At 52.1% G+C, this 24,023-nt stretch carries 23 protein-coding genes; 12 read left to right on the top strand and 11 right to left on the bottom strand.

What is annotated here, in order from left to right; genetic code table 11:
- Nucleotides 1-9: 9 nt before the first annotated feature.
- Nucleotides 10-654: a 4Fe-4S dicluster domain-containing protein gene (locus tag K5621_RS11705; protein ID WP_221049308.1), complete on the bottom strand. Its 645-nt coding sequence runs from the start codon at nt 652-654 to the stop codon at nt 10-12.
- Between the two features lie 340 nt (nt 655-994).
- Between K5621_RS11705 and K5621_RS11710 the strand changes: the two genes are divergently transcribed.
- The 3 genes from K5621_RS11710 to K5621_RS11720 all read left to right on the top strand — a co-directional run bounded on the left by K5621_RS11710 (nt 995) and on the right by K5621_RS11720 (nt 5,474).
- On the top strand, nt 995-3,322 hold the full coding sequence (locus K5621_RS11710) for a multiheme c-type cytochrome (RefSeq protein ID WP_221049309.1): 2,328 nt from the start codon (nt 995-997) through the stop codon (nt 3,320-3,322).
- Nucleotides 3,323-3,639: 317 nt separating this feature from the next.
- On the top strand, nt 3,640-4,311 hold the full coding sequence (locus K5621_RS11715) for a GntR family transcriptional regulator (RefSeq protein WP_100145749.1): 672 nt from the start codon (nt 3,640-3,642) through the stop codon (nt 4,309-4,311).
- A gap of 86 nt (nt 4,312-4,397) precedes the next feature.
- Complete coding sequence (locus K5621_RS11720; RefSeq protein ID WP_100145747.1) at nt 4,398-5,474, top strand: ketoacyl-ACP synthase III; 1,077 nt, start codon at nt 4,398-4,400, stop codon at nt 5,472-5,474.
- Nucleotides 5,475-5,570: 96 nt separating this feature from the next.
- Here K5621_RS11720 and K5621_RS11725 read toward each other — a convergent pair whose 3' ends face one another.
- Nucleotides 5,571-7,142 (bottom strand): mechanosensitive ion channel family protein, encoded by a 1,572-nt coding sequence (locus tag K5621_RS11725; RefSeq protein ID WP_221049310.1) that lies wholly within the window; start codon nt 7,140-7,142, stop codon nt 5,571-5,573.
- Between the two features lie 512 nt (nt 7,143-7,654).
- Here K5621_RS11725 and K5621_RS11730 point away from each other — a divergent pair.
- Nucleotides 7,655-7,828, top strand: a complete 174-nt coding sequence (locus K5621_RS11730) for a hypothetical protein (protein WP_100145745.1) — start codon at nt 7,655-7,657, stop codon at nt 7,826-7,828.
- A 315-nt stretch (nt 7,829-8,143) separates the two neighbouring features.
- Nucleotides 8,144-8,380, top strand: a complete 237-nt coding sequence (locus tag K5621_RS11735; protein ID WP_221049311.1) for a hypothetical protein — start codon at nt 8,144-8,146, stop codon at nt 8,378-8,380.
- A 15-nt stretch (nt 8,381-8,395) separates the two neighbouring features.
- Here the strand turns inward: K5621_RS11735 and K5621_RS11740 are convergent, their stop codons facing one another.
- Nucleotides 8,396-9,334, bottom strand: coding sequence for a pyridoxal-phosphate dependent enzyme (locus K5621_RS11740; RefSeq protein ID WP_221051184.1), 939 nt, complete (start codon nt 9,332-9,334; stop codon nt 8,396-8,398).
- Between the two features lie 348 nt (nt 9,335-9,682).
- Between K5621_RS11740 and K5621_RS11745 the strand changes: the two genes are divergently transcribed.
- A complete protein-coding gene (locus K5621_RS11745) occupies nt 9,683-10,090 on the top strand; it encodes a YccF domain-containing protein (RefSeq protein WP_039033368.1) in 408 nt (135 codons plus the stop codon).
- Nucleotides 10,091-10,154: 64 nt separating this feature from the next.
- Here the strand turns inward: K5621_RS11745 and K5621_RS11750 are convergent, their stop codons facing one another.
- Genes K5621_RS11750 through K5621_RS11760 form a run of 3 tightly spaced genes read right to left on the bottom strand, consistent with a single transcriptional unit; the run spans nt 10,155 to nt 12,769 of the window.
- Complete coding sequence (locus tag K5621_RS11750) at nt 10,155-10,931, bottom strand: alpha/beta fold hydrolase (protein ID WP_221049312.1); 777 nt, start codon at nt 10,929-10,931, stop codon at nt 10,155-10,157.
- Nucleotides 10,924-11,952: a M14 family zinc carboxypeptidase gene (locus K5621_RS11755; RefSeq protein WP_425332471.1), complete on the bottom strand. Its 1,029-nt coding sequence runs from the start codon at nt 11,950-11,952 to the stop codon at nt 10,924-10,926. The genes K5621_RS11750 and K5621_RS11755 overlap by 8 nt, the downstream gene beginning before the upstream one ends.
- 52 nt (nt 11,953-12,004) lie before the next feature.
- Nucleotides 12,005-12,769: a substrate-binding periplasmic protein gene (locus K5621_RS11760; RefSeq protein WP_221049313.1), complete on the bottom strand. Its 765-nt coding sequence runs from the start codon at nt 12,767-12,769 to the stop codon at nt 12,005-12,007.
- 347 nt (nt 12,770-13,116) lie between these two features.
- On the opposite strand from K5621_RS11760, the gene K5621_RS11765 reads away from it, so the two are divergent.
- Complete coding sequence (locus K5621_RS11765; protein ID WP_101096782.1) at nt 13,117-14,106, top strand: cytochrome-c peroxidase; 990 nt, start codon at nt 13,117-13,119, stop codon at nt 14,104-14,106.
- Nucleotides 14,107-14,169: 63 nt separating this feature from the next.
- Here the strand turns inward: K5621_RS11765 and K5621_RS11770 are convergent, their stop codons facing one another.
- Together K5621_RS11770 and K5621_RS11775 are read right to left on the bottom strand one after the other, a co-directional pair.
- Complete coding sequence (locus tag K5621_RS11770) at nt 14,170-15,891, bottom strand: AMP-binding protein (protein ID WP_100145735.1); 1,722 nt, start codon at nt 15,889-15,891, stop codon at nt 14,170-14,172.
- Between the two features lie 323 nt (nt 15,892-16,214).
- Entirely contained in the window at nt 16,215-16,565 is a 351-nt protein-coding gene (locus K5621_RS11775) for a DUF6508 domain-containing protein (RefSeq protein ID WP_221049314.1), read from the bottom strand.
- Between the two features lie 143 nt (nt 16,566-16,708).
- Here K5621_RS11775 and K5621_RS11780 point away from each other — a divergent pair, with 143 nt between their 5' ends.
- Nucleotides 16,709-17,173, top strand: coding sequence for an EVE domain-containing protein (locus K5621_RS11780; RefSeq protein ID WP_221049315.1), 465 nt, complete (start codon nt 16,709-16,711; stop codon nt 17,171-17,173).
- Nucleotides 17,170-17,490, top strand: coding sequence for a hypothetical protein (locus K5621_RS11785; RefSeq protein WP_028780804.1), 321 nt, complete (start codon nt 17,170-17,172; stop codon nt 17,488-17,490). Before K5621_RS11780 ends, K5621_RS11785 begins: the two co-directional genes overlap by 4 nt.
- A 178-nt stretch (nt 17,491-17,668) precedes the next feature.
- Here the strand turns inward: K5621_RS11785 and K5621_RS11790 are convergent, their stop codons facing one another.
- Both K5621_RS11790 and K5621_RS11795 read right to left on the bottom strand, forming a co-directional pair.
- Complete coding sequence (locus K5621_RS11790) at nt 17,669-18,463, bottom strand: TIGR00266 family protein (protein ID WP_221049316.1); 795 nt, start codon at nt 18,461-18,463, stop codon at nt 17,669-17,671.
- A gap of 118 nt (nt 18,464-18,581) precedes the next feature.
- The gene (locus K5621_RS11795; RefSeq protein WP_221049317.1) at nt 18,582-19,496 is read right to left on the bottom strand and encodes a LysR family transcriptional regulator; all 915 of its coding nucleotides are present in this window, start codon (nt 19,494-19,496) and stop codon (nt 18,582-18,584) included.
- A gap of 244 nt (nt 19,497-19,740) precedes the next feature.
- Here K5621_RS11795 and K5621_RS11800 point away from each other — a divergent pair, with 244 nt between their 5' ends.
- The 3 genes from K5621_RS11800 to K5621_RS11810 all read left to right on the top strand — a co-directional run bounded on the left by K5621_RS11800 (nt 19,741) and on the right by K5621_RS11810 (nt 22,768).
- Nucleotides 19,741-20,901 carry a homogentisate 1,2-dioxygenase gene (locus K5621_RS11800; RefSeq protein ID WP_221049318.1) on the top strand — a complete coding sequence of 387 codons (1,161 nt, stop codon included), beginning with the start codon at nt 19,741-19,743 and terminating at the stop codon, nt 20,899-20,901.
- 71 nt (nt 20,902-20,972) lie between these two features.
- Nucleotides 20,973-22,013, top strand: a complete 1,041-nt coding sequence (gene hppD, locus K5621_RS11805; RefSeq protein ID WP_221051186.1) for a 4-hydroxyphenylpyruvate dioxygenase — start codon at nt 20,973-20,975, stop codon at nt 22,011-22,013.
- A gap of 140 nt (nt 22,014-22,153) precedes the next feature.
- A complete protein-coding gene (locus tag K5621_RS11810; RefSeq protein ID WP_221049319.1) occupies nt 22,154-22,768 on the top strand; it encodes a LysE family translocator in 615 nt (204 codons plus the stop codon).
- Here K5621_RS11810 and K5621_RS11815 read toward each other — a convergent pair.
- Nucleotides 22,765-23,946 (bottom strand): GNAT family N-acetyltransferase, encoded by a 1,182-nt coding sequence (locus K5621_RS11815; protein ID WP_221049320.1) that lies wholly within the window; start codon nt 23,944-23,946, stop codon nt 22,765-22,767. The genes K5621_RS11810 and K5621_RS11815 overlap by 4 nt on opposite strands.
- Between the last annotated feature and the right edge of the window lie 77 nt (nt 23,947-24,023).

Genomic DNA, 24,023 nt, shown 5'->3' on the forward strand with positions numbered 1-24,023 from the left:
ATTACCTCATTAACCGATCAGGCCAGTATATTTTTCATATTGTTCGAGCGCGGCTTCCGCCTGTTCCCAGGTATAAAATTTAATCGCACCTGTCGGACAAACCTGGGCACAGGCCGGCTCGCCCTGACACAGGTCGCATTTCACGGCTTTCATTTTGCTGCGTACGACTTTAATCACTTGTTGTGGACATTTATCGGCGCAATAACCGCAACCGACACAGCGCTTTTCATCTATCACCTTAGCGCCGGTTTCCGGATGAGTAGAAATAGCCTGCTGCGGACAGACCTCAGTACAAACTTCACAATGACGACAGGTGGCGGGCACCACTGTGCGATCGCCGCATTCCCCTCGCTGCTCTGTGTAATTGAATTGCACACCATGAGGCCCATAGTTCATGTTGTGTTCGACCTTGACCCTTGCCAGGGTTGGGCTGCAATCGCCTTCATGGTTCCAGCCACAGGCGATTTCACAGCGACGGCAACTGACGCAGATAACCGGATTAACCACCATCAAACCACCGGGTAACACCTCAACCTTTTCATCGCTGTTATTGTCACTGCCACAACCGGTAAGAAAGCTGATGAGCGTTCCACCATAGACAGTGCCTACGGCCACTCCCATACTCCCTTTCAGCATTCCTCGTCTGGTAATCATATTGCGTTCCTTAATTAGTTTAAGAAATATTATTTAAATATGCATACACCAAATGCCCGACGATTCATGCTAATTAAACTAGGACATTTTTTCTTAACTCGGGTCACATTTACTCACGAACAAGCAAAGTAATCTCAGTAACTAGAATTATCATCAAATATTAAACTTTCACTTTTCTTAAAAAGGAAAAACACAATTTAGATCGAGGCAGCGCTTATCAGTTATAAATGGTTCAGATTGACAATAGCCATAGACAAAAAACTCAAAAGAAATAAATTAATCCTTGCATACATTCCTAATTAGACATCCCGACAGAATCTAAAACATAAAGGAATGGGAAATGATGAAATTCAAGCCTAAAAACGCCTGGTGGAAACTATCTCCACTGGTGGTTTGCTTATTGGCAGCATGTTCCGATGGTGATGACGGCCAAGTGGGTCCACCGGGTGAGGTAGGGATCAATATTGCCAAAGCCAAATCACTGCAAGCCAATATCGAAGCCGTAACCATAGATGAGCAGACCCGGGTTTCGGTCGACTTCTTCTTAAGCGATGCCAACGGCGTTGCCGTAACCGGACTGGAACAACTGGAGCAGGTATCCACCTTGGCCATGGGCATAGCCAAGCTGGGCAGTGCTCAACCCATGTACGGAGATACAATGCCTGCAACGGGACGCTATGAGATAAACCGGGCTCCCCAATGGATAAGCTATATCAATAAACTGGTTGAGCCCGGAAATGGTGCCACAACCCAAGCTTCGACGCAGTGGCAAGCCGGGATTGAGAGTGACTGCAAACTCGACTGCCTACAGAGCCTGGGCCAGGGGCGTTACCGCTATCAATTCAGCAAGGCGCTCAATCAATACCCAAGCTTTGAAGAGCTCGATACCCACTACGAAAGTGACAAGACTCACAGGGTCTATCTGGAGCTCAAGCCCGCTGCGGACAGCTCACTGAGCAGTATGCTTATCAACAGTGTCTATGACTTTATTCCGGCAACCGGTCAAGCCGCCGCAGCCGAAGACAGCCGGGTATTGATAGATCAGCAGCAGGCCTGCTATCGCTGCCACGGCAGTGACAGGGATAACAGTGAGGCGCGTTTGTTGATGCACGGCAGCAAACGTTTTGCCTTTGAAGGCTGCGTCATGTGTCACACCAGTTATTCGGGCGACCCAGAAACCGGCTCGGCGCTTGATATGGCGACCCTGACTCACCAAATTCACCAAGGCGAGTATAAGGTCGTTGGCTATCAGGGCCATGAATATGACTACAGCCAATTGCACTATCCCGGTGATATCAAGGATTGTAACAGCTGTCATATTCCCGATGCCGCGCCGCAGGCCAACCAATACTTTATTCCCGGCAATAACAGCTGCCTTAGCTGCCACAGTAAGGATGCCCCCGAGGGCTGGAATGGCAGCGCCAGTGCGTTATTCCACGATAGAGAGCTCTTCCCCAGAGGCTGGCAACAGAGCTGCTCCGGCTGCCATCCGGATGCCAGCAACCCAGAGGGCGCGGGTAAAATCCACCTAAGCCTTGGCAGGACAAGCAAACTCATCAAACAAGATTATGCCTTTGCGCTTTCCTCCGCCGCTATCGATGGCGACAAGCTGAGTATTAGCCTGGATTTTCGCAGCCAAGGCCGCCTGCCTGCAGACGATCCGGCCATAGAGTCATTGTGGTTAACGGTCAGTGGCGATCCCGAGCCGGTTAATCGCCCGCTCAACAATGGTCAGCGCAAGATTTGGGATTTAGCCAACCCTGGGGATGACGTCACCCTGGCCATGCAGGGGCACAGCCTCAGCGCCGCCATAGGCCCGCTTCAAGCAGCGGACTTTGGCGAGCCGGACAAGACTCAAGTTCGGGCAAAACTGGTTGTCTGTGCCGATCCCGCGACAGGTTTTGCTGTGGCTTGTGATACAAGCGAGACCCGCATCGAGGTGATTGCCGATAACCCCTTGTCACTCACAGGCTCTGCGGCAAGCAATAAAGCCCTTGCCGATGAGGTTGCCTGCCGGCGCTGTCATGACAGCGACATGCAGCAGCGGGTTGTCAGCGCTCATACTCTGGCGAGCCGCTTCCAGCCGGGCAATGACAGCTGCGGCAGTTGTCATGCGCCTCAAGGAGCTACGGCCCTGACCGACAAGAGCTGCAACGACTGCCATAATAATGGCACTAACATGTACCTGAATGCCGGGCTGAAACACACTCCTGGCATGGATCAAATAAAAGCGATCCGTACCCTGAACAACAGTCTGAACTACAGGGAAATGGTGCATTCGCTGCACAGTGGTACCCGCACTGTGGCCGGAATGGGCGCCGACAGAGAGACGGCCACCTATCCGAAACCGGCCAGTGATTGCCGCGCCTGCCATATCAAGGGCCAGCTTACGCTGGATGGCCTGAGTCAGAGCGCCTCCGTGTTGGTTGCCACTCCCGGCGCAACCGAGAAAGGCCAAATCGCCGAGTATTCTCCCACGGTTGCAACCTGTGGTGGCTGCCATATCCAAGTGGAAAAATGGGCCAGCCATGCCGAAGCCTTCGGTGGTGTATTCCAAAAGGATGCCAGTGGCGGACCTGTGTACCAGAGCGGCAGCGAGAGCTGCGCCGTTTGTCACGCCGAGGGGCGTAATAACGGCGTCGACATAGTACATGGTATCAAGGATTGACCTACTCACTCTCATCGGTAAAAACGGCGCCTCGGCGCCGTTTATCTCTCTGTCGCTTGTGGTGACAAGGACCCCGATGGCCTAGATGGAGCCCTACAAAGATGGAGCCCCAAAGGTAATGCAAATAGTTTTTTTCTGCCAAAAGCCGCTTCATAACGACACAGGTTATCGGGCCAACACTCCAACACGCACCATATCCAAAACACAGAACCCAGGGAATTCCCAGGGGTGGCCATATGGGTTTTTCTTTATTTATCCTCGTGTTCAATGTAGTCTTATTCGGCTCAGTAGCGAATAATCTAAGCAAGACAGGAGCCATGAGCCACACAAAGCCCATAGTTCATAAAACGCGCACTCAAGTTGTAGTCGAAGTGCTGCGAGAGAAAATTCTTTCAGGTGAAATCTCGGCTGGCACGCCTCTACGACAGAGCGCCCTAGCGGAAGAGATGCACGTGAGCCGCATTCCGATCAGAGAAGCGCTACTGCAACTGGAAGCCGAAGGGCTGGTGAAGTTTGAAGCCCATAAGGGCGCCACAACCACCGAATTATCGGTGGAACAAGTCAGAGAGTTATTTGAACTCAGAGCACTGATTGAAACTGATCTTCTTGCCAAAGCTATTCCAAACCTGCAGGATGAAGATCTGCGTCAGGCCGAAGCCGTACTGGACAAACTGGAATCTGCCTTTAGACAGGATAATGCCGTGGGCAGTTGGAGTGAACTCAACACTGAGTTTCACACGCGTTTGTACCAGGCCGCCAACCGGCCCCACACCATGGAAGTCGTACATGGTCTGAACACCAACTGTGATCGATATATCCGCTTACAGTTATTGCTGACCGGGGCAATTCCCAGAGCCGAACAGGAGCACAGGGAGTTACTGCAATTATGTCGGCAAAGAAAAATAGATGAGGCCGTGGTCCTGCTGAGGGCCCACATACTGCACGCTGCCAGTACCATTCGCGAATTGGTAGCCCAACAGGTGAGCTGAAAATCACGACCCTTTTCAAGCAATAGCGCTTTAGTTGTCCAAAAGACAGAACTGGTTTCTGTCTTTTAATTTTGAGAGTAAATTCAATGCAGTACGCCACTATTACCGGCTGGGGAAAGTGCGTTCCCCCCGCCGTTCTGACCAACCATGATCTGGCCACCTTTATCGATACCTCCGATGAATGGATTAAACCCAGAACCGGGATTAGCCAACGTCATATCAGTCACGTCAACACCTCGGAATTGGCCACAGTAGCCGCCCAACATGCACTGGCCGCAGCGGGTATCGAAGGCAGTGAACTGGATATGATTATCCTGGCAACCGCCAGCCCGGACACCCTGATCCCCAACATAGCCTCAACAGTACAAGCCAATGTCGGCGCCACCTGTGCCGCCTTTGATATCAACGCCGCCTGCAGTGGTTTCCTCTACGGGGTTGGCTTAGCGACCGCCCAAATCAAGAGTGGTCAATGCAAGAAAGTCCTGGTGATAGGTGCCGAACGGCTGAGCTTCTACCTCGACTGGTCAAGAAGGGAGACCGCTGTACTGTTCGGTGACGGTGCCGGTGCCGTGGTACTGGAGGCCACAGATACTCCATCTGGCGTACTGGGCTATGAACTCAACAATGATCCCGAAGGCCGCGATATTCTCAAAGCAGGCTTCGGTACAGGCATGGATAGATTTGTTGCCGAGTCACTGGACTTCTACATCCAATTCGATGGCCAGGAAATCTTCAAACGCGCCATCAACGGCATGGGCAAACTCAGCGCCCAGGTGTTGGAGAAGTGTGGTCTGGACAAGGAAGAGGTCGATTGGGTTATCCCCCATCAGGCCAACGAGAGGATCATCGACACTCTGGTACACAGAATGAAGATCCCCAAAGAGAAGGCCTTCGTCAACATTGCCAACTATGGCAACACTTCAGCAGCCACCATTCCTATTGCCATCTGTGATGCGTTGGAAAAAGGCATGATCAAGCCAGGACAACATATTCTTTCCTGTGCCTTTGGTGCCGGCCTCACCAGCGCCGCCTTGCTGCTGAAATGGGGTGATAGAGTCACGCCGCTGAAGCAGAGCGATGCCAGCCTGCCGCCATGCGATCAGACAGGTATTGAGCTGGTAAAACGCGCGGTAGACTATTTCTGCCATCGCGATAAAGCCTGAGCCGAATGACCTGTTTAAAAAAACGGTGCTGTGAGCACCGTTTTTTATTGTTATTGTCTACACGACTTTGGCCTCTGCCGTTTTCAATCTTGGGCATCAGGCCGAAACCGGCCATACGGGCACCATCTTGCTGCCGTGCTCGGCGACAATCGCCATGATCCCCAGCTGCAACTCCTCGGCGACTTCCTGATAAACCGGTAAACTGGTGGTGCCGACATAGGCCAGTACATTCAACTCGAGTCCGGCGTTGCCAAAGCCCTTGAAGGTGACCCGCATCGGTGACTCATCCACCTTCTCATGCTGCTTTAGCAAGGCTTTGATATCATTGATGATCGCCTGCAGCTGTTTGGCATCTGTACTGTAATCGAGACGTATATCTGTCTTAAAACGGATTTTCTCCCGCTCTGAAATATTCTCTATCTCCATTTCGGCCAACTTGGCGTTGGGCATATGAATAACAGAGCGATCCAGAGTTCTAATGCGGGTACAGCGTAGGCCTATCTCCTCCACTGTGCCGCGAACGCCGCCGAAATTACCGATATTGCCAACCTTGATAGGCGCGGCCGAATAGAGAGTGATGGTGCCAATCAGGTTTTCTATCGACTGCTTCGAGGCCAAGGCGATTGCCAGCCCCCCGATACCCATCCCGGCTAGTATAGTGCCAGCATTAAATCCCAGGTGCTCAAGCCATAATAAGGTCGCCAGGCTGAGCAGGGCCACCCGCAAAAAATTCCCAAGAGGACGCAACAAGGAGGCCGCCTGTTTGTTGCCTTTGGCTATCCAGCGCTCCCTAAGACTGCTCTGTGCCAGCCCCACCAGCGCCCATATCAACCAAACCGTGGCCAGAATAAAGAAAAAGCCTGTGTTGACTATCTCCTGCATCGCAGCGCTCAAGGTACTGTTGGCAAGCATGGCCCTATCGAGTGCCACAGCGGCAAAGAACCTGAGTGGGCCGCGAATAAAGGCGCCCAATTCAGCCTTGAGCGGGTGTGATGAACGTGAAAGTGGCCATTGCAGCAACCAGGTCAAAGGCACCACGAATAAGAATGCCAGCACCAGATAGGCCAGCATCATGGCCCATTCCCAAAGATTCAGGGTAAACAGGCGTCCTTCAGGAATGTGCTCGATAAACCACTCCACCACAGGGCCATAGCCCAAGGCCTGGTAAAGTTTTGGGAGCTTGGCAACCGTGGCATTGGAAACCTTCCACAGACTGCCGTATTCAGAGCTCGGCACCCGCTGCAATAGGAGCTGGTAGGCCTTTTTTTCGGCTTCCAAACGGGCAAACCCCTCCCGGTAAGCGGGCAGCTTGTCGTCGGTTTTACCCTCTGGGGTATCATCCAGCTCCTGAGGATTGAGCCAGAGATTACGCTCGATAATCGCCAGCAACTGCTTGGCATAGAGTGGCCCCTGCTCCGCAGTCATACCGGCGGGAAGAAAACGCAGATCCAGATACTCGGCCGCGGTTTGATAATCCCCTTCTCGGGCATAATGCATAAAGCCCTGCAGGGCACCTCTGGGGGTATCCCGGAGCAAGGGATCGCGGTACTCATAAGCCGCTGCAGCACTTTGCTCGCTTGACGTTTCCGGCTCAGGTTCGACCGCCGGGCACAACCCTGGCCAGAGCAAAAGAATAAATAATCCTATGCCAATCAACACTCTATTCATTAACGCACTCCTTGCCACTATAAGGTAAGGTACCAATCCATCCGGTGTAATCACTTCAAGTTGTGTTCAAGCCAAAGTGCGTCAGGGAACCATTGGCACCATCAGAAAAAAGAGTAGCAGAAACATGTAGTTCCGGATATGTCGGCCCAATATTTATACTGCTTGACTTGTAGTAAATTATCTATACAATAAGCTGAATTATTAAGGTATCCTCAGCTCGTCCCATCTCGCTCCAGGCCTCTTAAGTAAGTCCGTTCAGTTAATAATTCTTGAGTTTAATTGAAATGTCACACAGCTGTGGTGAACTCTGTGCTGCGGCGATGGTCTGATGTTCTACTGACACCCGGAGTGCCTTTATGCACTTCAGTCTATCGGGGGGCTTGATAAAGGGTGACAAACTGGGTACATTCAATAGTCAACCAACGCATCTTTCGCAATAAATGCTAAGGATTTTCTATAGTTAAGATTATATACGCCAATACCGGCGCTAACAGAAATAAGGAGTGTGGCCTATGTCATACAAAGTAAACGGACATGAAATCGCAGTAAGTTTTCCTGTAGATTCAATTTCCATCAACAAAAACTCAATCGCCTTTACCGACAGCAAAGGCAAGAAGAAGCAAACCTTCTCAAAGCGTACAGAAACCCTCAAGTTTATGAAGTGGTTGCTGAGCGCCAATAAGTAAGACTGTCGAAATACCCACTCGATACCCCTATCCTCTCACTGTATCGAGCGCTCAGGCAGATTGGACTGTTATCCAGCAGCAATCGGGTAAAACATCACATTTGGTCAAGGCCTTTTCCCGTGATCCCGGGAAGCAGCCTGACCAAATGGCGATAAACAGGTAAATCAAGCGCCAGATCATTTTCCAACCCTTCCACTTGAATTAAGCTGATGCTTAACAAACTCATCTGTCGGTGTTGTCTTGAATCAATCCATCACAGCAGCTAAAAGCAGAGTGACTAAACCCGGATCCATTAAACCGAATACCACGGAAGCGATGCGCTCATTGCTTAGCGAGATCCGGCGCTGTATTCCACTGGACTTGCCGGAAGCCAGCCTATGCGGCGGGAAATGCCTGGGTTGCTCCAAGAAAATACTGGAGATGTTGGACACTGAGGTATGCTTTTGGGAGTCCCGTCTCGATGACGAAGTGCCTGGGCTTGCCGATCTCAAATCCTTGCAGCGCTTGGCTGAGCGCACTCATAAGATCCTCAAGCGCAACCAGCTGATCTGAAGTCAAGGTTCCCACTCAACCGAATTTACGCCTGTATCTGGGAAGCATGGACTCATTACCAAGGAGCCCCCCCTGATGCAGATACAGTACCTGGCAGTCGCCCTCACATCGCAAGAAGTCGAGCAACACTTGCCAGCCGAGCGGATCGTACAAAAGCTCAAAGCGGATACCGCTTTGCTCCAGCTCTTGCCAAAGTTGGTAAAACTCGGGGTAACACTTGCCAAAATGATACTTACGCTCAGGTGTAACAATAGTTGGATGCAATGCCTCATCGGGCGATAACTCAAGCAACTGGGTCTTGAGGTAACTGTCTCCGCCGACCACGGCGCAGGTCAGCACTTCAATATCAGCCTGTTGCTCACAAAAATACTTCTGTAGAAACAGTGCCGTTGTACCAGTTCCCGATGGCAGAAACAGCTTGAGGTTATGGGCAGCCTGTTGCTGCTGCCACTGTAAAATCTCGGCGCCCAACTGAGCTACGCCGTATTCGGCATAACTACAGCGGCCCCCTTCGGGAACGAACAGGCTGTGCTCGCACTCAGGTACAATATGCTGCCTGACAAAGTTCTCCAGAGTCATCCCGGTCATCAACTCGGCCTTGGGCGTATTCTTTACGGCAATCACCCGTGCGCCCAATTCCAACGCGGCGCGATAGTTACCCAGGGGGCGCTGCTGCAACCAGTCCGGCAGGTGATCCACATAAAAGTCCAGCTGCCAACCTTTGAGTTTGGCCAGCGCCGCCATAGAGTAGAGTGAGTTGGCCTGGGCCGAGCCATAACCTATCAGGCGCTTGATACCGGGAAAGTCATGGTCGAGGAAATAACGGAACTTGCGCGCCTTATTACCACTGAAACTGGGATGAAGTAGATCATCGCGCTTGATAAACAGCTGATGTCCCCGAAACTCAAAGGCTTGAACCGGGGTTTTATCCAGTTTGAAATCGGCTAAAGGCATGGCAGTGGCGATATATTTCAAGGCTAAGGTGTGCAAGGGATAGCTATTGTATGTGTTTGCCGCCAAGGAGGACAGGGTTCAGGCCACAAATCCTCACAGGCACCAGTAGGCTTTATGCCAACCAAGTGATGGCTTGGTAGCTAATTCATTGCGGCTTCACTCTGTGATGATTATCGCCACTTATTGGTATAAATCACCAATCCCCGCCATCCGCCCAGGCTTAGAAATAGCAACAACCCATATTATTCAACAGGTTATAATTATGGCACGCTTCTGGCTATTAATCGAAATATCCCCAAGCTTTACAGTAAAACTGTGCGGCTGATCTGCCATTTAAAGGAGCACTCAATGGCTATTTTGCGTCTTATTTTTAATATTGCCTGGTTTATTCTTGGCGGCTTTGTCATGGGACTGGCCTGGTGGTTTGTCGGCTTGCTCTGTTTTATCAGTATCATAGGTATCCCATTCGGCCGCGCCTGCTTTGTCATAGGTGAACTGGCATTCTGGCCCTTCGGTCAGGAGCATATCAACCGCGACAGGCTCTCTGGCCGCGAAGACTTGGGCACCGGCGCCCTGGGTATGGTCGGCAACATCATCTGGTTCCTGCTGTTCGGAATTTGGTTGGCGATAGGCCACCTGACCCACGCCCTGGCCTGCTTTGTCACCATCATAGGCATACCTTTTGGCATTCAGCATCTGAAGCTGGCCTTGCTTTCTTTAACGCCCATAGGCAAGACAGTGGTCGCCTCCCACTAATCACAAAGCCCAGGTCGGATATCTGACTCGATTTTGACCTGGGCTCAAACTTCCCCAAGCAAGTCTAAGGCGTTTGTCGACTCAAACGCTGCACCAACTCCAGCAATAACTCAGGCCTATCCAACGCCACATCATGACCGCAGCGGCAAAAAGGAATCGGCTTTTGCCGATATTTGGCCGCCAGGCGAACGCTGCACTTGGGCGAAACCAGGCGATCATCACAGCCATAAACAATGACTGCCGGCATCCGCAAGTTAGCCGGTGAGCGAAAGCGGGCCGAGGCAACAATTTGTCGCAGGCCATTGGCGAGTGTAGTTTTGGCCTCAAGCGCCAGTTGGCTCCAGTGACGGCACAGAGACTTGTCTTTGGCATGGGCAAGACTGGTAAGCGCAAGAATCGTCGCCTCGCGCCATTGAATGCCCTCACCTTTGACTCTGAAGCACAAGGCTTGTAGTAGGGCTTGCAGCCGAAATCTCTGATACCAAGGCGAAAGATCGGCGGCGCTACTGTTGAGCAATAAAAGCCCCTCAATCTGAAATTCCTTTTGGCAGCCATCTTCAACGTCATTTTTCCCGCCAAGTGCCATGGCCACCATGGCGCCCATGGAGATAGCCAATATTCGGCATTTAGCCACCTTGCGCCGCAGCAGTTCATCTGCAACAAAGTCGGCATAATCCTGAATATCCCAGGGACTGGTATCCGCCACCCTATCGCCATTTCCCGGCAGATCGATGAGCTCCACCCGAAACCCCGCCGCCAGCAGATTATCGGCAAAGGCCTGCCAATGACGTTTATCGCGCATCAAGCCGCGGATCATCACCCAGGTTTGCTGCTCAGTCATGACTTGGTTTCTCCGCCGCTTGTGGATACCAAAAGTTTCGTGCCTGATAGTCCAGGTGATGCCGATGAAGTTCAGGCAGTTGTTCCAGTACCTGAGCATACCCCACATCGAGCAAGAACTGCATCAGGGTAAAGTGGCGCCGTAAAATACGCTGTAGCCTGTGCTGCTTTTGAGGGTTGAAATAACCGGAGAAGCGCAGCAATTGCCTGGGATTCTTTTTAACCCAGGCCCAGGAGCCCATTTCCAGCGTTAAAGGTAGGAAAGGCACTTGGGGGTTACAACTGACCAAATAATCCCAAATATCGCCGTGGGTACGATAGAAACAGCTTTGAGGCGCAATATGATAGTGACAATGATGGGGGTAGCTCATTTCGAACAACTGCTTTAAATGATACACCTCCCCCAGGCGGGCAAAAGGCGTGTCCTTACAGGCAAAGGGAAACCAGATATGGTCCACCAGGCCAAAACCTGAGTGAGCATCGAGCACAATCAAGCTGCTGCCGCGGGCCATAAGTTCATTACTGTAGTCAATAATCGCCCGGGTCTCGGTTTCCAGCTGACTGCTGCGGCCCCGATACCAGGGAAGATGGCGGGAAAGCCGTTGACCGCCGACCATAAAAGTCACTGAGCCGCGGGCATCTATGGGAGCATTGCGCATCAAATCGACCCCATTGCCATTGGCGCGAGTTCCCCTGATAAGGCCGATAGGATTCAACACAGGTACAAACGCCAGCCGTATCTGAGTTAACATCAACTGCAGATGTTTATCCCAACTGCAGCGGGTCAACAGGCTGCCAAGAAGCGCCAGTATCACCTGGCTGCCGATGCGCTCCACCCCGTGAACGCCGCCGACGAACAGCACTGTGGGCACCCCAGCGTTTGGGTTCCCCAGCTCCAGCGCCCGTACATCGTGCGTCTTCCCGGCAAAGCCGACTTGGGCCAAAGACCTGGCATTCAAGTGTTGCTGGTATTTATGCTCCAACTCGGCAAGCAGTTCAAGCTCATAGGCACTTTCTGTCACAGACACGTCCATCTGGGGTAAAGTGCTCAATTTAGCCGCCTTGGATGACAACTCAATGATACTTTAAGTGTTGCTCCAATATGCTCTTGGCATCGATACGGGCCAGCCCCTGATCGAAAATATCCCGCCAGCGTTGTCCCTCTGCAGAATTTCGAAAAGCCACCAGCAAGCCCTTGCTGGCCAGCAATTGCCGATTCAGTTTAAGCTTGCCTTCCATATCTTCCATCCCCTTTTGCCGCAGCAGGTAACGATAGACATTGGCATCGATCACCACGGCATCAATTCTGGCGGCCGCCAATTTGCGAAGGTTTTGTTCATCGGAATTGGCCAGCTCAAAGGGTTGCCGGCCTGAGTCCATGGCCCGATCTAGGCTCTCGGTATTAACATAGCCCTTTACCACTCCGAGATTGTAACGCTGCAAGTCCTGCAACTGTTGCCAGCTCACTGGCCGCTGGACTTGCTCCACCAGAGCCAATTGACTGAAGCCTAACGGCTTAGAAAAAATAAACTTGTCACTTTGATGATAATACTCGGGAAAGTAACCAAGATAGGGTGAACCAGGCATGCCCGCCAACTTCACAGCCCGGCTCCAGGGGTAGAAACTAATTTTGAGTTCATGGCCCATGGCAGCCAATGCCGCCTTGACCACGGCAACACAGGCTCCCTGCTGTTGCAGCATTTGACCACTGTAGGGAGGCCAATTAAGCGAGCTCAGTTGCAGAGTCTCGGCACGTGCAGAAGAAATGCCACAATAAAGCAGCAATAAGAGAACGAGCAGCGCAGACCGGTCGAAAAAGGTGATAGCTGTTCTTGCCATAATCTTACTCCGTTTGCCAAGGCCAATCCCACAAGCATTCAGAACGTTAACAGAGTATAGCTTGTCGATATCAAACACCCCTTACCCTTAATATGCGTTGCTGTGAGCATAAAAACACAACCTGTCGCACATTTTAGAGTTTAATTGTGATGGTGAGTGAAAATCAGGAAAAAGTTGATTCGAGCAAGATAGCTAAATTCAGTGGCTAAAACCGCGGCGATCATCACAAAAAAACCATCTAAATCAACGATAGAGCCAATCGATATTAACATCTGTCAAAGCTGCTCACCGCTCACTATGATGGACCAATAACCACACGCATAGTAAGTCTATTAGAGGTGATAGCAATGAGATATCAAGCACTGGTCATGGCTGTAACGGCAGCCCTCGGGATGACTGCGGCTCAGGCGGCTGAGCCTATCGAAATTATCAAGCCGGTGAAAATCACCGAGCCGGAAAAAGTCGAACTCGGAAAAATGCTTTACTTCGAACCCAGATTATCAAAGTCCGGGTTTATCTCCTGTAATTCATGTCACAATCTTTCCATGGGAGGGGTAGATGCCCTGCCAACCTCTATCGGTCATGCCTGGCAAGAAGGTCCTATCAACTCGCCTACCGTATTGAACGCCGATTATATGCTGGCACAGTTCTGGGATGGCCGCGCCAAAGATCTCAAGGAACAGGCCGCAGGTCCAATAGCCAACCCCAAGGAGATGGGATTTACTCATGAACTGGCGTCCGAAACCGTTGCCTCCATGCCGGCTTACCGCGCCCGCTTCAAGCAGGTTTACGGCTCTGAAGAGGTCAACATCGACAGGATCACAGATGCAATTGCCGCCTTTGAAAAGACGCTGGTGACCCCCAATAGCCCCTTTGACAAGTATCTGGAAGGGGACAAAAATGCCATCAGCGCCGAAGCCCAAGCGGGTTATCAGCTGTTCAAGGACAAGGGCTGTGTCGCTTGCCATAATGGTCCGGCGGTCGGTGGCACCATGTATATGAAGATGGGACTTATCAAACCTTTCCACACGGATAACCCTGCCGAAGGCCGCAAGGCGGTAACGGGTAAGGAAGCCGACAAGATGGTGTTCAAGGTGCCGACACTGCGTAATATTGAACTCACCTACCCCTACTTCCATGACGGCAGTGTTTGGGAGCTGGAGGAGGCGGTCAACACCATGTCGGATATCCAGTTGGGTCAGAAGCTGACCGAGAAAGAAACCCAAGAGATGGTGGCCTTCCTCAAGTCGCTGACCGGCGAACAGCCCAAGGTTGAAATGCCCATTCTGCCGCCATCCAACAAAGACACCCCTAGACCGATTCCTTTCGGCAAGTAATTCATGACCATAAAGAAGCGCCGCAATGCGGCGCTTCTCTTTTACTGTTGCGGTTTAAATGACTCAAGCGTTGATATCCCGGTGCAGCTCTTCATACATCAGCTCACGCATGCGGAACTTCTGGATTTTGCCGGTGACCGTCATAGGGTATTGTTCAACAAACTTGATATAACGCGGCACCTTGAAATAAGCCACCTTCTCGGTCAGGAAGTGACGGATTTCATCTTCAGTGACGGTACTGCCGGGACGTATCTTGATCCAGGCGCACACCTCTTCACCGTATTTTTCACTCTGTACCCCGAATACTGCAGCATCTTGAATTTCACTATGGGTGTAGAGTTTCTCTTCAATCTCCCGTGGATAGATGTTCTCACCGCCCCGGATAATCATGTCTTTGATGCGACCGACTATCTGTACATATCCTTCGCTGTCCATCACTCCGAGATCGCCCGAATGCAGCCAGCCTTCTTTATCTATGGTGGCTTGGGTTTTGGCCGGATCGTTCCAGTAACCCTGCATCACACAATAACCTCGGCTACAGACTTCCCCCGGCTGCCCTACAGGTACAATCTCACCGAATTCATCAATGATCTTCACCTCGGTATGGGGCAGTGCCCGGCCAACGGTAGTGACTTGTTTCTCGAATGAAGATTCCACCTCTGTCATGTTATTGATCGGGCTGCATTCAGTTTGGCCGTAGGCGATAACGACTTCTGTCATATGCATCAGCTTATGCACCCGTTTCATCAACTCCTCAGGACAGGTGGCGCCGGCCATCACCCCGGTGCGCAAACTGCTGAGGTCATACTCCTGGAAATTGGCCAGCTCCAATTCGGCGATAAACATGGTCGGCACCCCATGCAGTCCGGTGCAGCGCTCCTGCTCGACCACCTTGAGGGTAGTAGTAGGGTCAAAGGCATCGGATGGGAATACGGCCGTGGCGCCTTTGGCCAGACACACCAGATTCCCCAGCACCATGCCAAAACAGTGATACAGGGGCACGGGAATACAAAGCTTATCATCCGGGCCAAAGCCCATGGCGTCGGCCACCAGCATGCCGTTGTTGAGAATATTATGGTGGGTCAGAGTGGCGCCTTTAGGGTTACCCGTGGTGCCTGAGGTGAACTGGATGTTAATGGCCTCATGGGGCGATAGACGCTCACCTATGCCTTTGAGATCGGCATATTCCGCCTCAGAGCCCATGGCACATACCTCGGGGAAATTCAGCATGCCCGGCGTCTTGTCACTGCCGGTGCGAATAACGCAGCGCAGTTCCGGCAGACGACTGGACACCAGCTTACCGGGCTCGGCATCACTGAGTTCCGGCGCCAACTCATTCAGCATCGCCAGGTAATCGCTGGACTTGAACTTATCGTGAGTGATCAGAGCCTTACAGCCCACATTGGTAAGTGCATATTCCAGCTCTTCCGGGCGATAAGCCGGGTTGATGCACACCATGATGGCGCCAATTCTGGCGGTGGCAAACTGAGTCAGACACCACTCGATATTATTGGGCGACCAGATCCCGACCCTGTCCCCGGGGCCGATACCCAACGCCAGCAGGCCTGTGGCCAACTTATCTATCTCTTCAAGATAGCGCGCATAACTCCAGCGCAATTGCTGATGATGCATCACCACAGCTGTATTGTCCGGATAGCGGTTGCAGATATCCTGCAAATACTGACCTATGGTCTTGTCTATCAAGGGAGTATTACTGTGCCCCAGATAACGGCTCTGTGACAGAGGTAAATCATTGAGTTGCTTGCTTGTCTTGTTGGCAGACATCTAAGCCTCCGTGCGTTGTTTTATCGTTATAGGAAGAGTCTGTCACCCTGAGCCGGCGGCCCTCCCCTCACAGTGTGAAGCCATATTGGCAGCGTCTGAAAAGCATCAAAACAGCGGCAATGATCGGCTTTCACTGCGGCCTGGGCGCAGGGTTCATAACGACTCTAACGAATGGCGCGTTGGAATAACAAGCAAGGAAACCGGCTTTTAGACTAAAGAATAATGGCTCAAAAACCATCAGGGCCCCAAAGGAGCCCTGAATAAAAAGCCTGCCGATGACGGATCATGGCCGCAAAATGCACGGTAACAGCGACCGAATATCCTCAGGCCGCCTTTTGCAATTGCTGCATTCTTTCCAGTAAGGCCAACATGACCCCCTGGCGGCGCATGTTCTGCAGGACACCCGGGCTGAAACGCTCTAAGCGCGCCATGGCACTGAGCAGCAAGCGGCATTCATACAAGGAAGCATCGGCGATATATTCAGGCCTGTCGACCATATGGCTGTTTTGATACCAATCATCCCAACTGAACTCGTTGAGCAACATGCCTTGGCGCTTCATTTCGGCAACAAATTTATGGACTGTCGTGGGGTCGTAATCCTGTTCCCCGCGGGCAAAATCATGGCGATAGGTTTGATAATCAGCAGTTGAAGCTGTCAGGCTGAGTGTGGCCATAGGCGACTCCTAATCTTTTACATCGATTATCACAATAATGCATAATCTACCAATCTAATGAAGTCAGTCTGCCCTTGCCTTGCTGAATAAGTGCTTAACAGGCTGGTAAGCTTTTCTGGTAAAAACACTCAAGGAGTGCCAGCATGAAGTACTGGTTGATGAAATCCGAACCCGATGAATTCAGCATCGACGATCTACAGCGGGTCAAGGTGGAACCCTGGTGCGGGATCCGCAATTATCAGGCTCGCAACTTTATTCGCGATGAACTGCAAATCGGCGACGCCATTTTGTTCTATCATTCCAGTTGCAAAACGCCGGGCGTGGTGGGCACAGCCAGAGTCGTCGGAGAGGCCAAAGCCGATACCACGGCCTGGGATCCGGAATCACCCTACTTTGATCCCAAGTCGAGCCCAGAGTCACCGCGCTGGTTCCAGCTGGATATCGGCTTTGAACGGCAGTTTGCCAAAACAATTAGCCTGAAAGAGATCAAGGCAGACTCGCAGCTCGAACATATGTATCTGGTACAAAAAGGGGCCAGACTGAGCGTGCAACCGGTCACAGAGCAGGAATGGCAACGTATTCTTCTACTCGCAGGAGAGAAACTATGACAAACAAACTATCCAAAGCCTTGGTAGCAATCAGCCTGGGTGCCCTGCTGGCCAGTCCGGCCGTTTTGGCCAAGCAGGATAAAGACCACAAAGATTTACCCCCGGGCCTGCAAAAGAAAGCCGCCCGGGGTGAACCTTTGCCTCCGGGTTGGCAGAAGCGCTATCACAGGGGTGATATTCTTGATAATGATATCTATGCCCGCGGCCGAGTGGTTGTGCCGCTGGGCAATGATGGCCTGATAACGGTCGACATAGAAGGCACACTGTTCAAGCTGCACGACAAGACCCGCAGGATCATTGAGATCCTGGAACACTGATACCGTTATCAAAGCCCTGAGTTCAAAAGCAAAAAGCCATGGTAGAAACCATGGCTTTTTTGTTTGTCGGCAAAATGGGTTAAGCGCTTGACTACTTTTCTAGACTGCCTTTCTTCGCTGCTATCTTTACCTTAATCTTTACTGCTACCTTTGCCGGTCATTTTGCCAATAGCGCTTCTCAGCGCCCATCCAGCATACGGCCAATTCCGCCAAGCACTGAGCCCTCGCCCCGGTCACTGCCACCGGCGGAAGGCGCATGGGCAATGATCCTGTCGGCCATACGGGAAAACGGTAAGCTCTGCAGCCACACTGTGCCATGGCCTGAAAGTGTCGCCAGAAATAAACCTTCACCACCAAACACTATGGACTTGAGAGAGCCGGCCCTCTCTATGTCGTAATCGATACCGTTGGTAAAGCCCACCAGACAGCCGGTATCCACTCTCAGGGTTTCGCCCTTGAGCTCTTTACGGATCAAGGTGCCACCTGCGTGAATAAAGGCCATGCCATCACCCTTGAGGCTCTGCAAAATAAAGCCTTCACCGCCGAAGAAACCGGTTCCCAGGCGCTTATTGAATCTCATGGTCACCTGGGTCCCCATAGCCGCGGCCAGGAAACTGTCTTTCTGCAAAATGAGTTCACCGCCGACCTCATCGAGATCGATTGCCAGAATAGTGCCTGGATAAGGTGCGGCGAACGACACCCGGCGTTTGCCCTGGCCTTGATTGCTGAAATGGGTCATAAACAGGCTTTCACCTGTCAGCATACGTTTACCGGCCCCCATCAACTTGCCGAAAAAGCCCGAATCCGGCTCTGAGCCATCGCCCATCCGGGCTTCAAAGCTGATCCCTTCCTCCATGTAAGTCATGGCGCCGGCCTCGGCGATCACGGTTTCGCCGGGATCCAGCTCCACCTCAACCAGCTGCATGCTCTCACCCTTGATCTCATAATCCACTTCATGGCTGTGCTTGCTCATTGAAACTCCCCCTCAATGGTTTAGGGTCTGAATGACCTGGCACTCAGTCTATGACATAAAATGTCAAAACGGCAAGTGAGGAGGCGGATGTGATTTGAGTAAAAAGTAACAGAATGCTTCAACCCAGACCGCTGGCGTTATCCCCTTGAAAGCGCTCAAACTCCTCCAGAATCAGCTCGGTAAACAGCCTTCCTGCGCGGCCAAGGGGGCGTTCCAGCGTCGACACCAACTGAGGAATAAAACGAAAACGGCTGCCGCCAACAAAGTCCAGCTCACTTAAATCACCACAAGCCAGCTCTTCGGTTATCAGGAAATCCGGCATCCAGCCAAAACCCAAGCCCTTGAGCAAGGCGTTCTTTTTCATGATAAAACCGGAGAGATAAAAGACCTTGTCGCCGCCGAACTGCAGCTCATCGCGCTGGCTCTTGACCGGTGATGAGTCTTCGATGGTAAGCTCCACATGTTGCTGCAATTCGGACAGGGTAATGCCGCGGCGCGAACTCAAGGGGTGGTCTTTACCTGCCACCAACACACTGGTGATAGCAGGCAGGGGCTTGGGGTGGTAACTGGGGCCACTGCGATAGTCTTTCACCAACATAAGATCGGCGCTGTCGCGCTCAAACCTGTGTTGTACCCCACCGAGAAACTCCATATTAAGCTGGATTTTGGTCGGGATCTTATGCTCTGTCATGCGCTTGAGGGCAGTCATGATAGGCTCCATCGGCAAGGCGCCGTCTATCACCAGCTCCAACCTGGGCTCCCAACCCTCACTGAAACGACTGGCCAGATGTTCTATATTGCCAAGATGCGCCAGCAAGCGTTGTCCCTCGGCTAAAATAACCCGCCCTTCGTGAGTCAGCTCGGCCCGGTATTGATTACGGTCCAGCAGATTAACGCCAAGATATTGTTCCAGTTTCTTTATCTGATAGCTCACCGCCGACTGCGCCTTGTGCAGACGCTCTGCCGCCTTGGCAAAACTGCCCTCTTCCACCACCACCTTAAGCACATTGAAGGCGTCGATATCGATACGCAAGGTTTACACTCCCGTAAATCCAACAAGACAATCAAATTTTTAGATTGAGTATGCCGAATAATTATTCTTTTTTTTGTACAAGCGCGCAACTAAATTGAAAGATAGATCACAAAAACGGCTCATTTGCGCTGCCAGCGACCGGCAATTCCGACAGACAAGAGCGCAAAGAGAACAAGAATAACAACAGTGGCCGCCGAAGGTTCCCAACGAAGGTTAACAGCAAGCGCCACCAAGGAAGAGTCAGATGCCATTTTATGTAAAACAGGGGCAGGTTCCCAACAAGCGCCATATCGCATTTGAGAAGCCATCCGGTGAACTCTACCGTGAAGAGCTGTTTTCAACCCATGGCTTTTCCAATATCTATTCCAACAAGTACCACCACAATATGCCTACCAAGGCGTTAACCGTTGAGCCCTTTGAGCTCAGCCATGGTGAAGTGTGGCAGGACTCCCTGGTACAGAACTATAAACTGGACAGCAAACAGGCCGATAGGCAGGGGCACTTCTTCTGTGCCCGCAACAAGATTTTCTTCAATCAGGATCTGGCGATTTATACCGCCAGAGTCACCGAGGATACCGAGCTGTTCTACCGCAATGCCTACGCCGACGAGGTGGTATTTGTCCACGAGGGTGAAGGCGAGCTCTTAAGTGAATACGGCAAGCTCAAGGTGCAAAAGTGGGACTATCTGGTGATCCCCCGCGGCACCACCTATCAGTTGAAATTCAAGGACTACACTAATGTTCGCCTGTTGGTGATCGAGTCCTTCTCCATGGTGGAGATCCCCAAACACTTTCGCAATGACTATGGCCAGTTGCTGGAGTCGGCCCCCTATTGCGAGCGGGATATCCGGGTACCCGAACTGACAGAGGCCAAGGTCGAGCAAGGGGAATTCCCACTGGTCAGCAAGTTTGGCGACAAGTATCAGCTGACTCAGCTGGAATGGCATCCTTTTGATCTGGTGGGTTGGGACGGTTTTGTCTACCCCTGGGCCTTCAACATCACAGAGTACGCGCCCAAGGTAGGCAAGATTCACCTGCCCCCCTCGGATCATCTGGTGTTTACCGCCCACAACTTTGTTATCTGCAACTTTGTTCCCAGACCTTACGACTTCCATCCCAAGGCTATCCCGGCACCTTACTACCACAACAATATCGACAGTGACGAGGTGCTCTACTATGTGGACGGCGACTTTATGAGCCGCACCGGCATAGAAGCCGGTTACCTGACACTGCATCAAAAAGGCGTGCCTCATGGGCCGCAGCCCGGGCGCACCGAAGCCTCCATCGGCAAGAAAGACACCTATGAATACGCCGTTATGGTGGATACCTTTGCCCCGCTGCAATTAACCACCCATGTGCAAAGCTGCATGAGTACTGATTACAACCGCTCCTGGCTCGAACGCTGAGCCCGGACCCGAATATCCAGCAAGGCCATCAGAGAATGGCCGCAAGCAACATCATTGAAGAGGACATAGAAATGGCAAGCGAAAAGAATCCACTGGGACTGCTCGGTATCGAATTTACCGAGTTTGCAACCCCGGACAGTGATTTCATGCACCAGGTCTTTATCGACTTTGGTTTCTCCATGCTGAAAAAAGCCAAGGACAGGGAGATTTTCTACTACAAGCAGAATGACATTAACTTTCTGCTCAACAAGGAGCGTCAAGGCTTCAGCGCCGAATTTGCCAAGCACCATGGCCCGGCCATCTGCTCCATGGGGTGGCGGGTAGAAGATGCCAACTATGCCTTGCAACTGGCGGTATCCCGCGGCGCCCGCCCGGCAGATCAGGTCCACACTGATCTGCCCTACCCGGCAATCTATGGTATAGGCGACAGCCTGATTTACTTCATCGACCGTTTCGGCGAGCAGAATAATATCTACAAGACAGACTTTGTCGACCTGCCTGCCCCTGTAATAGTCCCTGAAAAAGGCTTTATGGAAGTGGATCACCTGACCAACAATGTCCACAAGGGTACTATGGAACAATGGTCTGATTTCTATAAGGATATCTTCGGATTCACCGAAGTGCGTTACTTCGATATCAGCGGCGTACAAACCGCCTTGGTCTCCTACGCCCTGCGCTCTCCCGATGGCAGCTTCTGTATCCCCATCAATGAGGGCAAGGGTGACGACAAAAACCAGATTGATGAGTACCTGCGCGAATATAACGGCCCGGGCGTGCAACATCTGGCATTCCGCACCCGGGATATCGTCGCCTCGCTCGATGCCATGGAAGGAACCTCAATCGAGACCCTGGACATCATCCCTGAATACTACGACACCATCTTCGACAAGGTGCCGCAGGTGACGGAAAACCGCGACAAGATAAAGCATCATCAAATTCTGGTGGACGGGGATGACAGTGGCTATCTGCTGCAGATCTTCACCAAAAACCTGTTCGGCCCGATCTTTATCGAAATTATTCAGCGCAAGAACAACCTCGGCTTTGGCGAGGGCAACTTCAAGGCGTTGTTCGAATCCATCGAGCGCGATCAAATGAAGCGTGGCGTGCTGTAACCGATAACGAAATCCCCCGTTTGAGACCGATCTGATGATTGGTCTCTTGTTAGTATATTGAGCACTGCAATTTTTTACTTTGTCACCCGGTAGGATTTCATTAGACTGATCTCCCTTTTTGAGAGATAGCTGTACCCAAAATGCAAGACTACGCCCTGCTCGCCGCTTTTATTCCAACCTTTTTCTTTGTTTCCGTCACCCCGGGAATGTGCATGACCCTGGCCATGACACTGGGGATGAGCATTGGGGTGCGCCGCACTCTGTGGATGATGCTGGGTGAAGTCGTGGGGGTCGCCCTGGTAGCTTTGGCGGCCGTGCTGGGTGTGGCCACGGTTATGTTGAAACATCCAATGATCTTCCAGGGACTCAAATATCTTGGTGGAGCCTATCTTATCTGGCTCGGCATCAATATGTGGCGGGCCAAGGGCAAGATGGCCAATCTCGACCAACCACGAAGCATTAAGCGCACGGCGTTGATCTCCCAAGGTTTTGTCACCGCCATTGCCAATCCCAAGGGCTGGGCCTTTATGATTTCCTTGCTGCCTCCCTTTATCAATCTGCAGCAACCTATGGCACCGCAACTGACGGCACTCATCGGCATTATCATGTGTACCGAACTCATCTGCATGCTGGCCTATGCCAACGGCGGCAAGAGCCTGAGGCTGTTTTTGAGCCGTGGCAACAATGTCCGTCTGCTCAACCGGATAGCCGGCAGCCTGATGCTAGGGGTCGGTGTCTGGCTGGCGCTGGGTTAATCGCCCTTTTTGTAGGGTAAGGCCTGCTGCAACTGCGCTTGATACAAGCGGTTGTTGTCGGCCTCTGTTTGACAGAAATCGGCTATCGCCTCTCGAAAGCCCGGATGCGCTATCCCGTGCAGCGAATAGGTGGTGACACACTCAAAACCGCGAATCAGCTTGTGCTCCCCCTGGGCACCGGCGTTGAAGCAACTGAGGCCGTTCTTGATACAGTAGTCAATCCCCTGCCAGTAACAGGCCTCGAAATGCAGCGCCGGGATCTCCTCAAGTGCGCCCCAATAGCGGCCATAAAGGGTATCTTTCCCCTGCAGATAAAGCGCGCATGCCAGCGCCTGTTGCGGCGCTTCGCCCATTCGGTGAACCAGGAGCAAACGCACCTCGCCCGCCATCAACTTACCGAGTAGCTTGAAAAAGCCGGGCTGAAGATATCCCCGGTGGCCGGAGCGTTTCAGGTAAGTTTGCCGATAGCAACGATAGAAAAGCTGCCAGTGCCAATCTTGCAGCTCATCGCCCCTGAGCCAGACAAACTGCAAGTCAGCCAAGGCGCGGCGCTCTTTGAGAATATTCTTGCGCCGTTTCGAGTTGAGCCGCGCCAAAAAATCATCAAAGTGGCTGTAACCCCGGTTAAACCAATGAAACTGCGTGCCTTCCCGCACCAAGGTCTGGGGCAAATGCCGCAATGACTCGAGCTGCACCTTGCTGACAAACAGCCAATGCCAGGAGGAATAGCTTTCGAGCAGTTGCCCAAATAGTTTCCCCAGCGCCTGCTGGATATCTGTGGCCGCTGCCCTGGCCTCGGGCGCTATCCCGAGTCTTGGGCCGCTGACAGGCGTAAAGGGAATGGCGCAGACCAGCTTGGGATAATAGGCTTCACCGTGGCGCTGATAGGCATCGGCCCAGGCCCAGTCGAACACATATTCGCCCCAGGAGTGATCCTTGAGATAAAGCGGCATCACAGCCAACCGCCTGTCGTTGCAAAACAGCTGTAAATGCATGGGTTGCCAGCCGGCTGCGGCGCAAACACTGCCACTTTGCTCCAGCGCCTTCAAAAAAGCATGCCGACAAAAGGGGTTGTCCGGCTCTGTTTGGCCATCTTCAGCCAGACACAGATCCCACTCGGCGGCGGGGATCTCATCAATGCCGGCGGCAAAACGCCACTGCCAGTGCTTATTGTCCAAATGTATTCCATATGCCGAGGCAAACTTGCAATCAAGGATAATTGGCGGCACATTGCATAGCAACTTAAGCAAAAGCA

Origin of the sequence: Shewanella carassii (genome assembly GCF_019670705.1) — a bacterium.
Classification (GTDB): domain Bacteria; phylum Pseudomonadota; class Gammaproteobacteria; order Enterobacterales; family Shewanellaceae; genus Shewanella; species Shewanella carassii.

Bases quoted from the DNA above. Each gene is read 5' to 3' on its own strand.
- K5621_RS11705 (WP_221049308.1), bottom strand. From the start codon at position 654: ATGATTACCAGACGAGGAATGCTGAAAGGGAGTATGGGAGTGGCCGTA.
- K5621_RS11710 (WP_221049309.1), top strand. From the start codon at position 995: ATGATGAAATTCAAGCCTAAAAACGCCTGGTGGAAACTATCTCCACTG.
- K5621_RS11715 (WP_100145749.1), top strand. From the start codon at position 3,640: ATGAGCCACACAAAGCCCATAGTTCATAAAACGCGCACTCAAGTTGTA.
- K5621_RS11720 (WP_100145747.1), top strand. From the start codon at position 4,398: ATGCAGTACGCCACTATTACCGGCTGGGGAAAGTGCGTTCCCCCCGCC.
- K5621_RS11725 (WP_221049310.1), bottom strand. From the start codon at position 7,142: ATGAATAGAGTGTTGATTGGCATAGGATTATTTATTCTTTTGCTCTGG.
- K5621_RS11730 (WP_100145745.1), top strand. From the start codon at position 7,655: ATGTCATACAAAGTAAACGGACATGAAATCGCAGTAAGTTTTCCTGTA.
- K5621_RS11735 (WP_221049311.1), top strand. From the start codon at position 8,144: ATGCGCTCATTGCTTAGCGAGATCCGGCGCTGTATTCCACTGGACTTG.
- K5621_RS11740 (WP_221051184.1), bottom strand. From the start codon at position 9,334: ATGCCTTTAGCCGATTTCAAACTGGATAAAACCCCGGTTCAAGCCTTT.
- K5621_RS11745 (WP_039033368.1), top strand. From the start codon at position 9,683: ATGGCTATTTTGCGTCTTATTTTTAATATTGCCTGGTTTATTCTTGGC.
- K5621_RS11750 (WP_221049312.1), bottom strand. From the start codon at position 10,931: ATGACTGAGCAGCAAACCTGGGTGATGATCCGCGGCTTGATGCGCGAT.
- K5621_RS11760 (WP_221049313.1), bottom strand. From the start codon at position 12,769: ATGGCAAGAACAGCTATCACCTTTTTCGACCGGTCTGCGCTGCTCGTT.
- K5621_RS11765 (WP_101096782.1), top strand. From the start codon at position 13,117: ATGAGATATCAAGCACTGGTCATGGCTGTAACGGCAGCCCTCGGGATG.
- K5621_RS11770 (WP_100145735.1), bottom strand. From the start codon at position 15,891: ATGTCTGCCAACAAGACAAGCAAGCAACTCAATGATTTACCTCTGTCA.
- K5621_RS11775 (WP_221049314.1), bottom strand. From the start codon at position 16,565: ATGGCCACACTCAGCCTGACAGCTTCAACTGCTGATTATCAAACCTAT.
- K5621_RS11780 (WP_221049315.1), top strand. From the start codon at position 16,709: ATGAAGTACTGGTTGATGAAATCCGAACCCGATGAATTCAGCATCGAC.
- K5621_RS11785 (WP_028780804.1), top strand. From the start codon at position 17,170: ATGACAAACAAACTATCCAAAGCCTTGGTAGCAATCAGCCTGGGTGCC.
- K5621_RS11790 (WP_221049316.1), bottom strand. From the start codon at position 18,463: ATGAGCAAGCACAGCCATGAAGTGGATTATGAGATCAAGGGTGAGAGC.
- K5621_RS11800 (WP_221049318.1), top strand. From the start codon at position 19,741: ATGCCATTTTATGTAAAACAGGGGCAGGTTCCCAACAAGCGCCATATC.
- hppD (WP_221051186.1), top strand. From the start codon at position 20,973: ATGGCAAGCGAAAAGAATCCACTGGGACTGCTCGGTATCGAATTTACC.
- K5621_RS11810 (WP_221049319.1), top strand. From the start codon at position 22,154: ATGCAAGACTACGCCCTGCTCGCCGCTTTTATTCCAACCTTTTTCTTT.